The organism is Blastocatellia bacterium, from assembly GCA_035573895.1.
Lineage (GTDB): Bacteria > Acidobacteriota > Blastocatellia > HR10 > HR10 > DATLZR01.
Genome location: DATLZR010000176.1, coordinates 23,212 through 35,719, shown reverse-complemented (window position 1 = coordinate 35,719; position 12,508 = coordinate 23,212). Strand labels below are relative to the sequence as shown.

The 12,508-nt window shown below is 59.0% G+C and carries 9 protein-coding genes; 1 reads left to right on the top strand and 8 read right to left on the bottom strand.

The window, feature by feature from the left end; genetic code table 11:
- Together VNM72_15555 and VNM72_15550 are read right to left on the bottom strand one after the other, a co-directional pair.
- Positions 1–3,684 (bottom strand): PAS domain S-box protein (locus VNM72_15555; protein HXF06809.1); only part of this gene is annotated, 3,684 nt, incomplete at its 3' end.
- Between the two features lie 84 nt (positions 3,685–3,768).
- Positions 3,769–4,083, bottom strand: coding sequence for a helix-turn-helix domain-containing protein (locus VNM72_15550; GenBank protein ID HXF06808.1), 315 nt, complete (start codon positions 4,081–4,083; stop codon positions 3,769–3,771).
- A 690-nt stretch (positions 4,084–4,773) separates the two neighbouring features.
- Between VNM72_15550 and VNM72_15545 the strand changes: the two genes are divergently transcribed.
- Positions 4,774–5,298, top strand: a complete 525-nt coding sequence (locus VNM72_15545; protein HXF06807.1) for a CHRD domain-containing protein — start codon at positions 4,774–4,776, stop codon at positions 5,296–5,298.
- 143 nt (positions 5,299–5,441) lie between these two features.
- Here the strand turns inward: VNM72_15545 and VNM72_15540 are convergent, their stop codons facing one another.
- The 6 genes from VNM72_15540 to VNM72_15515 all read right to left on the bottom strand — a co-directional run bounded on the left by VNM72_15540 (position 5,442) and on the right by VNM72_15515 (position 12,507).
- A complete protein-coding gene (locus VNM72_15540) occupies positions 5,442–5,939 on the bottom strand; it encodes a hypothetical protein (GenBank protein HXF06806.1) in 498 nt (165 codons plus the stop codon).
- Between the two features lie 13 nt (positions 5,940–5,952).
- Complete coding sequence (locus VNM72_15535) at positions 5,953–7,494, bottom strand: NADH-quinone oxidoreductase subunit N (GenBank protein HXF06805.1); 1,542 nt, start codon at positions 7,492–7,494, stop codon at positions 5,953–5,955.
- A 91-nt stretch (positions 7,495–7,585) separates the two neighbouring features.
- The gene (locus VNM72_15530) at positions 7,586–9,280 is read right to left on the bottom strand and encodes an NADH-quinone oxidoreductase subunit M (protein ID HXF06804.1); all 1,695 of its coding nucleotides are present in this window, start codon (positions 9,278–9,280) and stop codon (positions 7,586–7,588) included.
- A gap of 19 nt (positions 9,281–9,299) precedes the next feature.
- Complete coding sequence (nuoL, locus tag VNM72_15525; GenBank protein HXF06803.1) at positions 9,300–11,492, bottom strand: NADH-quinone oxidoreductase subunit L; 2,193 nt, start codon at positions 11,490–11,492, stop codon at positions 9,300–9,302.
- Position 11,493: 1 nt separating this feature from the next.
- Positions 11,494–11,892 carry an NADH-quinone oxidoreductase subunit NuoK gene (gene nuoK, locus VNM72_15520; protein HXF06802.1) on the bottom strand — a complete coding sequence of 133 codons (399 nt, stop codon included), beginning with the start codon at positions 11,890–11,892 and terminating at the stop codon, positions 11,494–11,496.
- Positions 11,893–11,943: 51 nt separating this feature from the next.
- On the bottom strand, positions 11,944–12,507 hold the full coding sequence (locus VNM72_15515) for an NADH-quinone oxidoreductase subunit J (GenBank protein HXF06801.1): 564 nt from the start codon (positions 12,505–12,507) through the stop codon (positions 11,944–11,946).
- Position 12,508: the final 1 nt, after the last annotated feature.

Here is a 12,508-nt window from a genome sequence, read left to right as displayed (position 1 = left end):
CACTGTGCTCTCGACATCCACCCAGCCGCCGTGCGCTTTGATGATCCCGTAGACGACCGACAGCCCCAGTCCGGTCCCTTTGCCCACCTCTTTGGTGGTGAAGAAGGGCTCGAAGATGTGGGGGAGAATCTCCGGCGGGATTCCCTCGCCGGTGTCGCTGACAGTCAGATGGGCAAAGCGCCCCGTCCCGGAGGGAGTGCGCGGGCCAGGAGCATCGCCAAGATCTACTGATTCGAGATGGATGGTCAGACGGCCTCCATCAGGCATGGCATCGCGGGCATTCACGGCGAGATTGAGAAGAACCTGCTGGAGCTGAGAAGCGTTCGCCTCGATGAAGAGATCATCCGGAGCCGTGCGAAGAACGATCTCAATGTTTTCGGGAATCGTGCGTCGCAACAGCTCCACCACGCCGCGCAAAAACTGCGGCAGGGAGCATCGTTCTTTTTCTCCCGGCGAGGGCCGACTGAACAAAAGCAACTGACGCACGAGATCGCGAGCACGAGTGCTCAACGACAAAACATGACGAAGGTACTCGGACCGAGGATCATCTGCTCCCAGCTCCATGAGGGTGACCTCAGTGAATCCCATGATTCCGGTGAGCAGATTGTTGAAGTCATGAGCGATCCCGCCGGCCAACGTCCCCACCGATTCCATCTTCTGGGCCTGGAATAACTGCTCCTGCAATTTTCGCTGAGCCGCCTCGTTCCGACGTCGGATGATCTCGGCGCCGATGCGGTGACAGACGATCTCCAGAATCCGCGCCTCGGTTTCACTGAATTCCTTCGGCTGCGGATCGAACGCGCAGACGACGCCGAGCACCGTTTCGTGATCTTCGGTGATCGGCGCACCGATATAGCACTCCACCGGCGATCCGACGAGGTCAACCAACCGAGGAAACTGGTGGCTCGCATGACGGGGGATGATACGAAGTCGGCGCTCCGCAATGACCGATTCGCAAGGCGTGCCTGTGGGATCATGGAGGGTTCCGGCCTCCACCTTTCCTTCATGATAGAAAGCCAGGGAGCGAAAGCCACGGGTGCTTTCGTCCATCTCGCCGATGACGGCGTAGGTTGTGCCTAACAATTCCGCGACGGCGGCCGCTGCGCGGTTGAAAAGTTCATTCCCCTGATAGCGGGTGACGATTTCATAGATGCGCCCCAGCCGTTGCTCGGTGCGAACCCGTTCGGTGATGTCGCGCAATGTGCCGGTAAACCCGAGGATGCGGTCACCTTCCCAGAGATACTGCCCCAGGCTCTGGAGGTAGCGAACGTCGCCGCTTTTGGCCAGCGCGCGAAACTCGCCCGGCTGCGTATCTCCGCGACGGCGGCGGTTGAGTATCTCCTCGACTTTCGGGATGTCCTCGGGATAAACGAAATCGGTGAAATGTCTCCCGATGACCTCCTCCGGTGTGTACCCCGCGATGGCGCGAACGCTGGGATTGACATAGCTGATCCTCCCCTCGGGATCGAGCGAGATGACGATGTCGCTGACGGCTTCGACCAGCATCTGGTATTGCTGCTGGGAGCGACGGAGCGCTTCAGCCGCTCGCTTGCGTTCGATGGCCATTCCAATCTGATTGGAGACAAACCGCAGGATGTTCTTCTCCTCTTCCCCGTAACGAATGCCCTCACTGTAACTCTGTACCGTGAGCACGCCGATAGCCTTGTCGTTCACCTTCAAGGGTACGCCCAGCCAATCCACGGGAATCGTCCCGATGAGTTCGACTTCCCCCCGCTCGATGAGCTTCATGATGCCCTCCCGACAGGCCAGCAGCGGTTCGCCCGTCCGCAGGACATATTCGGTCAATCCCCGCCCCCGTTGCCTCGGGGCCGGCGGTTCATCCTTCTCATCAACGAAGTAGGGAAAGCTGAGCATCTCCGTCCCGGCATCGTAGAGAGCGATGTAGAAGTTCTCGGCGGGCATGAGGTCAGCCACGATGCGATGAATCGAAGCGAACAACTCATCGAGCGTGCGAGCCTCATGAGCCGCTTCGGAAATACGGTAGAGTGAGGTCGTGATCTTTTCCGCGCGTTTGCGCTGGCTAATATCCACGAGCGTTCCCAGGTAATAGGCCGGCGATCCGCCCTCATCGAAAACCGTATTCACGTTCTCCAGCACCCAGACGGGACGCCCATCTCGTCGCCGCAGGCACAGCTCATAACCGGTGATGCTCCCCTGAGTCCGAACAATCTCACGGATCACCTCACGCTCCGCTGGATCCCAGTAGAACTCCCAGGTGTGACGGCCGCGCAACTCCTCCGCCGCTTCATAACCCAGCAGCCGCGCCAGCGAGGGATTGCAGTCGAGGAATCGTCCATCGAGACTCGTGCGAAAGACTCCCGCCAGGTTGTGCTCGAACAGCAGGCGATAGCGTTCTTCAGAGGCTCGCAACTCATCCTCGGCCCGACGGTGTTCGCTCATGTCCACGTACATGCCGTACAGCCCCACCTGCTTCCCTTCGACCGTTACGGGAACGCCGTAAATCCGCACCGGGACGAGCTGGCCATCTTTGCGTTGTCGCACCGTCTCGACGTCAATCCTCTCCCCGGCCAGTACCCGTTGAGAGAGGACCGAGGCCTCCGGCTCCATCGCCGGGGGAACGATGATCTCATTGATGCGCCGTCCACGAACCTCTTCAGCTCGATACTGGAAGATAGTTTCGAATCCCCGGTTCGCCTCGAGCACGCGATCCTGTTCATCCACCATGATGATTCCCAGGGGTGCATTCTCGAACAATTGCCGGAGCCATTGACTGGAATGACGGAGGTGTTCTTCGGTCTGCTTCTTCTCGGTGATGTCAATGAGAGTCCCTTCGTAGTAGAGCAGGCGACCGGAACTGTCCCGCACGGCGCGGGCGACATCATGAACCCAGATCACCCGGCCATCCACGCGACGCAACATGCGCTCACCGTCGAGGAAGCCCACCCGTTCGATGTCCTCTCGCCAGCGATCTCGATCCGACGGATCCGGATAGAAACTCGCCGCCGGAAGAGCGAGCAACTCGTCAGCGCTCGCGCAGCCGAGCATCCGCGCCAGCGTTGTATTCGCCGCCAGAAATTTTCCCTCCGGTGATGACCGATAGATGCCCACAACAGCGCTCTCAAAAATGCTGCGATAGGTTGCTTCCGAAGCAGCCAGCTTGCGATAGAGAGAGACGTTTTCAATGGCCACGGCGACCTGATCGGCAATCGCTTTGACCAGGATAATCTCATCAGTTGTAAAGGCTCGCCGGTGGCTTGTGTCAAGAAATAACGCTCCGACGGCTCGGCCCCGCGCTCTGAGCGGAGCACAGATGGTCGAACGCATGCCGAGAGCCCGCGCCAGCTCGTGCGGGATCAGATCCCCCTGTTGAGCATCGGGCAGGATGATGGGCTCGTTCGTTTCTGCCAGCCGCTGGCTGATGGGAAAATCCTGGACCGGACGCCCCCGCAACGATTCCAGCAGCGGCATTTTTTCAGCAGGTACGCCCGTCGTAACAAAATCGGAAATTCTGTCACCATCGAGGAGATAAATCGTGGCCCGCTCGACTGCAAGCCCTTTGACGACGGCCTCGACCGAGGTCTCCAGCAGCGTTCGGAGGTCCTGCTGCGCGCTCATCGCCTCGGCAATCGTGCGCAATGTCGCCATTGCTTGCGCAAGGCCATGCTCGCGCCCTTCGACAACGACATGATTTGGGTTTTTCATCCCCCCATCCCCCCTGTCCTCGATTATGAGTGCAGATACCTTCAAAACGAGCCGACAGAGGACTTGCTGAGACCCGATAGGCCATCACGCTCCTTTTTTCCTCCCGGCACGCGATAAGGAGCGGGCATGGCGACCATCCTCGGTCTCCGGCAAATCCAGCGGGGATTTTCTCCTCTTGCGCCCTGTCTGAGGAGGGTCGTGATGTCGAGCCCGGCACCGCTCTTCCTGCGCTTTGCGCCAGAGATCAATGGACTCCTTGTTGAACCGCCAATCCGAACCAATTTTGAAGGCCGGAAGCTCACCTCGCTTGACATAGCGACGAACCGTATCGGGATGAACATTGAGGTAAGCGGCGACTTCTTTGAGCGTGAAAACTACCTTCGGTACTGCCGTCTCCATCCTCTCTGCCCCTACCCTTCCGCCTACCTTCGCCAAGATAGGCCAAAGTGTGCCTATAAACTAATGTGGTGGCAGCGCAGACGTCAATACGGCAAATGCCCGATTTTTACCCGACCATCTACACGGTGGCTCCCGAGAGCCGAATCTTCATAGTTGACCATCTGACGATTCGTCATGACCGGGCAATATCCTTAATGCCGATTTAGCATTTAACCCCGGCCGACCGCCTTCGCGCTGAGAGTCCACATCCGCCTGCTGTCCAACAACCCCAGAAGTCATCAGCCTTTCAGATCCCCTCCGGTCTGCTGATCAAAAGAGTAGTGGGTCCATCTCCGGTGAGATCATGAGGGCAATTCCAACTGAGTTTACCCCGGAAGCGCACGCTTCTAGCGTGCCTCTGCCGCCAAGATGCGGGCGCTCCCAGGATATGGGCAGCGGAAAATCGCTATAAGCAGTTACGTGGCATCGGCTAAAGTAATGGCTGAGGTTTGCTCCGATAACCCAGGACCGATTCTTCCAGATTTTCGTATGCCACTTCCGAAAAAATGGAAGCTTGAGGGTCCTTCCTCGAAGGCCAGTGGGAGGAAGGTCCTTTCAGCTCAATGGATTGTCTTTTCGCGCCCGGGATGCGGTACGGAATTTGCATCTGTTGGTTCGAGGTCTCACATTGAACCCAACAGGAGGAAGGCTATGAGAAACAGAGCGTTCGCTGCTGCGCTCGTCGCAGCTCTGGTGATGATCGGCACGAGTCTCCTTTCCCCCCGTGCAGTTGGACTGGCGCAACAACAGCCCCGACCGGTGATCTTTACCGCAGAGATTAACTTCACCCAGGAACTCCTGGCCCGTCCCTCGACCACTCCGAGCACCGGTATCGGAGCGGCCGTGCTCGTACTTAGTGCGGATCGGGAATCGGTCAGCTACGCCTTTTCTTTCACCGGGCTGACAGGACCGGTACTGGTTGCTCACTTCCATGCCGCCGGTAATTTTGGGCAGAATGCCAGCGTCGTGAGGAATCTCTGCGGGACGCAGGGTACGCCTGCGTGCGAAGAAGGTAAGCTCATCACCGGGACGTGGTCGAAGTCCGATACGAATCAGCCTTTGACCGACGCGCTCATTGATGCCCTTCTGGCAGGGCAGGTCTATTTGAACCTTCACACTCAGGCCAATCCGGGAGGCGAGCTGCGGGGTCAGGTTATCCCCATTAGTGGGAAGTAACTTGTTTTGAGCACGAGGGGGGAGCAGTCGTGGGGGAGACCCATACACTGCTCCCCATTTTGTTGTTGGCGATTCCCCTTGTGAATTACCGCTACAGAGCCGTCACCCGACGAGGGCAATCGGGGCGATGGAGTCTTCCCCCCTCAGGACGATAAGATGACGACAAGGTACCACCCAAGAATGGCCAGAAGCGAAAGCTGAGGAACTGAACCGGCGGTGGGTTCAATCTGAACTCGTCCTTCTACCTTCGTCCACGTGAACTTCCTCTTCACGCGAAGAAGCAAGGCTCCATCAACGCCCGTCCAGGCCCATTCCGAGCGCCAGAAGTTAAGCGGTTTCCAGATGAATCGCGGCCCACCGAGGAACTCCAGGATTCCATTTCCCCACCATCCGGCCACAAACACGGCACTGTCGCAATCCGAGCCAGCGACCCGTATCGTCACCCGGGCGCGGAGAAACCCGCTGCGCTTGAGCGTCCACTGTCCGTCGGCTGATTCCGCCACGGCAAGCGAACCAAACATCTCCTGCCACTGGAGCGTCGCCAGGACGTCCTCACCCACCCGCAGTTCATACCGGCGCGTGAGCCGCTTCGGCTGCACCCACATCAACTCCTGACCGACCACCTCGCGAAAGTATCTCATCCCGTGGCTCACGTCAGAAAGGAGTGATGAGAGGACTGGATGTTTGAACCAGTTGCTGGGCAGCCAGACGGGTGAGGGCGATCCACGGTTTGGGATAGACGCCGACAATCACCACCATGAGGGCGGCCGAAACCAGAGCCACGCGCAAACTGGGCGAGAGCGCCAGGGGCGTTTTCTCACCGACCGGCCCCATGAACATGGCCTTAATGAAGCGAGCGTAATAGTAGAGCGAAAGGGCCGTGTTAATGACAGCCACCACAGCCAATGCCGCCAGCCATTTGTCTCCCGTTTCGATCAAGGCCGCAAAGAGAAAATACTTGCCCACGAACCCTGCCGTTGGTGGGATGCCGGCCAGACTGATGAGAAAGATCGTCATCAGCACGGCGATGAGCGGATTTGTCTGGATGAGTCCGTTAAAATCGTCCACCTGGTCGCCGGGGATGCGTTCGCGCCGCAGGGCGATGATGCAGCCCCACACGCCGAGGTTCATGAAGATGTAGACGAACAGATAAATGACCAGGCCCAAGTAGCCCGTTTGATTCCCGGCGACGAGTCCGAGCAGGAGAAATCCGGCGTGCGAGATCGAGGAATAGGCCATCAATCGTTTGGCGTTGCTCTGGGTCAGGGCGGCGATGTTGCCCCAGGTCATCGTAAGGGCCGAAATGACCGCCAGCAGCGATAACCAACCGAGGTTCTCCACCGACGTCGCTCCGCGCAGACTCGGTAATCCGTAGACGAAGATGCGGGCGAAGATGGCGAAGGCGGCGGCTTTTGATCCCACCGACATGAACGCCGTCACCGAACTGGGCGCTCCCTCATAGGCATCCGGCGCCCACATGTGGAAGGGGACGGCAGCCACTTTGAAAAACAGGCCCGCGGCAATGAAGATCAGCGCGAGAATCGTCAGGAAGCCCGGCGTCTGCTGCTCGCTCAAGGCCGCGGCGATGGCTCGCAAATTCGTCTCGCCGGTGACGCCGTACAGCAGCGAAAGCCCATAGAGGAAGATCCCCGAGGAGAAAATGCCGAGCAGGAAATACTTCATCGCCCCTTCGTTGGATTTCTTATCGCCTTTGAAGTAGGCGACCAGAACGTAGATCGTCACCGCGGCCAGCTCGAAGCTGATGAAGATGCTCAGCAGATCAATGCCGGAGGCCATGAGCATCATGCCCGTCGTGGCGAAGAGGATGAGAGCATAATATTCGCCGCGCTGCTCGCGCTCGATATCGAGGAATTTAATGGAGAGGGCGATGGCCACTGCCGCCGTGATGAGGAAGATGATCTTGAAGACAATGGCGAAATTATCCACCGTGTACATGCCGTAGAAACCGGTGGCCGCATGCCCCTTCAGATTGGCGTACATCTGAGCGAGCGAGGCGCTCGCGGCACCCAGGCCCGCGAGACTGAGATAGGCCGTCCACCGTCGCTCGGCCGGCCGCAAGCCGATCTCAAAGACCAGGATAAAACAGGCGAAGACCGTGAGAACGATCTCCGGCATCAAGAGAGTGACCGCCTGGTCAACGAGCCATCGCCAGTCAGGAAGCTGGAGTAAGATCATCCACTCATCCTCCTCCGAACCCGTGGTGCAAGCTCCCCCGCTTGCGCATACATGGCAGACTCGAAAGTCCGCGCTACTGTGGAATACTCTCTCATCGTCCCTGCTGAGCCGTCCCGATGATCGGAGCGACGGGTGCGCCCGCACGCTCGACGGCTCCGGCGGCGTAGCCCGGTCGAACCTGCTCGACGATGACCGCCACCGGTTTCTGGAAATAGCTCAAAAACGGCTTGGGATAGATTCCGATCCAGAAAACAAGGACAAGCAGCGGCGCGAAATACGCCCACTCGCGGGGATAGAGATCGGGCAAATGCTTGTTGTCTTCTTTCACCTCGCCGTACATGGTGCGTTGATAGAGCCAGAGCATATAACCCGCACCCAGGACAATGCCCGTCGCCGCCAGCGCCCCCCACAGGCGATTCTCCTCAAATACTCCCCGCAGGATGAGAAATTCACCGATGAAGCCATTCAGAAGCGGCAATCCGATCGAGGACATCGTCATGATGAGAAAGACCGTGGCGAATCCCGGCATCACATGACTCAGTCCGCGATAGTCAGCGATCATGCGCGTGTGGTGTCGTTCATAGACGACGCCGACGATCAAAAACAGCGCCCCGGTGGAGATGCCGTGATTGATCATCTGGAGAACGGCTCCATTCAAGCTGTTGGGATTCAGGGCGAAGATGCCGATCATGATCATGCCCATGTGACTGACCGAGGAATAGGCGACCAGCCGCTTCCAATCCTTCTGAGCCATCGCCACGAGGGCGCCATAGATGATCCCCATCAGGGCGAGGAAGACCATGATGCGGACGACGCGAGGATCGCTGCTGGCATCGGGGAAGATCGGCAGATTGAAGCGGACGAAACCGTAGGTTCCCAGCTTGAGGAGGATACCCGCCAGAATGACCGAGCCCGCTGTGGGCGCTTCCGTATGCGCATCAGGCAGCCAGGTGTGGAAGGGAAACATCGGCACCTTGATGGCGAAGCTCAGGAAGAATCCGGCGAATAACCAGATTTGCAAATCCAGGGGAATGACCGGTCCGCCGGCGTGTCGGGCCGTTCCCAGCGCCTGCATGGCCATGATGTTAAAGGTATGCCGCCCCTGCACGCCCAGATCAATGGCGTTCTGTATCATCCGATACATCGGCTCGTTCTCACCGGAGATGAACCGCGCTGCCTGCATCACGGCCTGGGCAATCTCGGGATCCTTCAGATAGTTGGGGAAAATGAAGTAGAGCTTCAGCAGCGCCAGCAGCATCACCACCGAACCGAATAACGTGTAGATGAAAAACTTAATGGCGGCATAGAGCCGATTATCGCTGCCCCAGACGCCGATGATGAAGTACATCGGCACGAGCATCACTTCCCAGAAGACGTAAAAGAGGAACATGTCCATCGAGACGAACACGCCGAGAATCCCCGTCTGAAGCAGGAGCAGAACGGCATAGTACTCCTTCACCCGCTCTTTGATGAACCCCCAGGAGCAGGCGACGGCGATCACGCCCGTGAGCGTCGTCAGAAGCGTCAGGACGACGGCGATGCCGTCCACGCCCAACTGGTAGCGGGCGCCGATCTGGGGAATCCAGTCGTGATCCTCGATGAACTGAATCCCGCCAAGCTGCCGATCATAGGTGAGCAAGTAGAGCGAGGGGAGAAAGCTCAGAATCGCCCAGATATTGGCGAACACGCGAATGGCGTGTTTTTTCTCCCGATGGAAAAAGAAGATGATGATGAGTGCCCCCAGGGTCGGCAGCCAGGTGATGATGGAGAGGATATGCTGTGCCATAGCTCTGACTCTCCCCGTTTTATAACTTCAGCACGAGATAGACGGCGGTGAGAATGAATAACCCCGTCGTGATGACCAGAGCGTAATTTTGGGCAAAGCCCGTCTGGGCGCGACGGAAAATGGCGGAGAAAATCTTCGCCGTCCATCCCACGGCGTTGACGAGCAGATCCACGACGTAGAGGTCAACCCAGCCCGAGATCTTGCTCCAGAGGACCGTGAGCCAGGCCGAGCCGTTGACGCCACCGTCAACGCCCAGCGCATCCACGCGCCAACTGAGGCGGCTGAGACCGAGCGTCAGCCCGTTGACGAAGACGCCCTCGTAGAACTCATCCACCCAGTATTTATTGGCGCTGGCACGGTAGAGCGGACCGAGCGCCGCCGTCAGCTCTTTCACGCGCGCGCGTCGTCGGACATAGAGCGTAGCGCACCAGTACATAATCGCTGCCGCGAGAAGAACCGAAGCGAGCATCAGGAGATATTCCGTTGCGTCGTGGTGGCCGGCTTGAGCTGCTTCCGCAGCGGATGCCGACGGGGCGTGCAAAGCCCCACCGGCGCCCGCTTCAGTCCCTCGCCAGATGATCGGTTCGAGCCAGTGCTCGAACCAGTTCCCGCCGCCAAGCGACGCCGGCCAACCGACCCAGCCGCTCGCAATCGCTCCGATGGCCAGGACGATGAGCGGCACGGTCATGACCGGCGGAGACTCCTTCACTTCGTGGGCTCCGCCATGATGATGACCGGAATCGTGGGCGGCTCCGCTTCCCCCCGCGATGACGAATCGCGGCTGGCCCCAGAAGGTGAGTGCCACCAGTCGCGTCATGTAAAACGCCGTCATCCCGGCGGCCACAAATCCCGCCAGCCACAACCACCGCCCGCCGGGAATCGCCATCGTTGAAAATGTCCGCCATAAAATCTCATCCTTGCTCACGAAACCGGCCAGAGGCGGAATCCCGCAGATGGCGAGCCACCCCGCCAGAAACGTGCGGTAGGTCGTCGGCATGAACCGAGCCAGTCCGCCCATGCGCTCCATATCCATCTCATGATGGAGTGCGATGATGACGGAACCCGCGCCGAGGAAGAGCAGCGCCTTGAAAAACGCATGGGTGTAGAGGTGGAAAATACCCGCCGTGAACGCCCCCACGCCGCAGGCCAGAAACATATAGCCCAGTTGCGAGATTGTCGAATAGGCCAGGACTTTTTTGATGTCCCGCTGGGTGAAACCGATCGAAGCCGCCAGAATCGCCGTGGCCACCCCGACCAGTGCGACCACAAACATCATCGTCGGAGATTTCTGAAAGATGACGTTTGTGCGGGTGACCATGTAAACGCCAGCCGTGACCATCGTCGCCGCATGGATGAGAGCGGAGACCGGCGTCGGACCGGCCATCGCATCGGGCAACCACACGTACAGGGGAAGCTGAGCGCTCTTGCCCGTCGCTCCGATGAACAGGCCCAGAGCTATCCAGGAGGCGAGCCCCCACATCCCGAAACTCTCCTGCGGCAGATAGGCATTGTCTTTGGCCAGTTCCAGCACCTCGGTGAATTGCAGCGTGCCGAACAAGGAGAAGACCGCCAGCAGCGCCAGCAAAAATCCAAAATCCCCGATGCGGTTGACGATGAATGCCTTCTTGTTGGCGTAGATCGCATAGTCCCAGTGGAAATAGAATCCGATGAGCAGATAGGAACACAGCCCGACGCCCTCCCAGCCCACGAACATCATGAGAAAGTTCGAGGCCATCACCAGCGTCAGCATCATGAACATGAACAGGTTCATGTAGCAGAAGAAGCGATAGTATCCCCCCTCCCCTCGCATGTAACCGATGGAAAAGACGTGAATCCAGAAGCCCACGAAGGTGACCACCAGGATCATCACCGCCGAGAGCTGATCCAGTTGATATGACCACTCGACGACCAGAGGAACCGTCTTACCGGCCTCCGGTCCGAGACTGAGGCGAGCGTCCCCGCCGATCACCCAGGTGAAAGAGTGCGGGAAGCCTCCGGCTTCGCGGGAGAGGTAGGGACGGTGATGCGTCGGCCAGTACTCGCGGGCGAACTCCGTGACGGCCCCGATGGAGATCAGCAGCGACAGCAGGACTGAACCACAGCCGATCCAGGAGACCGTTTTCTCCGACAATCGCCAGCGTCGGCCGAAAATCCCAAGAAACGCGGAACTGAGCAGCGGAAGCGTCGGGATGAGCCAGATGAGTTTCAGCATGTCACCATTTCAGGAGATCAATTTCGTCAATGGCGATCGTGTGCCGATTGCGGTAGAGCGCGATGACGATCCCCAGACCGATCACCGCTTCGGCAGCCGCCACCACGATGATGAAGATGGTGAAGATGTGCCCCATGTTTTCCCCGATCTTCCCCGCCGTCTGCCAGTAGCGGGTGAAGGCGATGAAGTTCAGGTTGGCGGCGTTGAGGATCAGTTCGATGGACATGAAGATGATCAGAATGTTCCGCCGCGACAACACGCCCAGCACGCCGATGGCAAAAAGCATGAAGCTCAGAACGACGAAATCGGCGATGCCTTTGGGAGCTGTCAGGCCCGCCGCCAGGCGTTCCCAGAACGACACCGGTTCTTGCCAGATCACCAATCCCATCCAGTCGCCCATAGGTGGCTCCTTACTCCTGCCCGCGTCACCCTCACATGCCCGGCGGGCGGATCAGTCAAACGTTTCTTCCTGTCGCCGCGTGCGCGCCAGGACGACCGAACCGATAATGGCAACAAGCAGCAGCAGCGAGGCGATCTCAAACGGGAGCGCCGCCTTGGTATAGAGCGTGTGACCGACGTTCTGCGTATCACTCGACTGCGGGGCGGCGGCCTCGGTTTCTTCCGCCGCCGGCGGTGTGATTTCGCGGGGGATGAGGTTGGGCTCCCGCCGGATGGCGATGATCGTTCCCACGGCGAGAAGTCCAACGAGAATCCACGCCGCCAGCTCCTGTCGGGTGAAGAGGCGGGTTGCTTCCGTGATCTCGTCGCGCACGTTCACCAGCATGATGACGAAGATGAAGAGGACGACCACTCCACCCACGTAGATGAGAATTTGCGCGCCGGCGACGAACTCCGCATGGAGCAGCAGAAACAATCCGGCCACGCCGATGAGCGTCCCCATGAGAAAGAGCGCCGCGTGCACGGCCGACCGCGCCCGAATGAGCGACAGGCCCATGATGAGGGTGAAAAACGCCAGGAGGTAATAGAAGACCGTTTGTGCCCCTTTCAGTTCCATC

Excerpts from the sequence above, each read along its gene's own strand:
- VNM72_15550 (HXF06808.1), bottom strand. The coding sequence starts at position 4,083 with ATGGAGACGGCAGTACCGAAGGTAGTTTTCACGCTCAAAGAAGTCGCC.
- VNM72_15545 (HXF06807.1), top strand. The coding sequence starts at position 4,774 with ATGAGAAACAGAGCGTTCGCTGCTGCGCTCGTCGCAGCTCTGGTGATG.
- VNM72_15540 (HXF06806.1), bottom strand. The coding sequence starts at position 5,939 with ATGAGATACTTTCGCGAGGTGGTCGGTCAGGAGTTGATGTGGGTGCAG.
- VNM72_15535 (HXF06805.1), bottom strand. The coding sequence starts at position 7,494 with ATGATCTTACTCCAGCTTCCTGACTGGCGATGGCTCGTTGACCAGGCG.
- VNM72_15530 (HXF06804.1), bottom strand. The coding sequence starts at position 9,280 with ATGGCACAGCATATCCTCTCCATCATCACCTGGCTGCCGACCCTGGGG.
- nuoL (HXF06803.1), bottom strand. The coding sequence starts at position 11,492 with ATGCTGAAACTCATCTGGCTCATCCCGACGCTTCCGCTGCTCAGTTCC.
- nuoK (HXF06802.1), bottom strand. The coding sequence starts at position 11,892 with ATGGGCGACTGGATGGGATTGGTGATCTGGCAAGAACCGGTGTCGTTC.
- VNM72_15515 (HXF06801.1), bottom strand. The coding sequence starts at position 12,507 with ATGGAACTGAAAGGGGCACAAACGGTCTTCTATTACCTCCTGGCGTTT.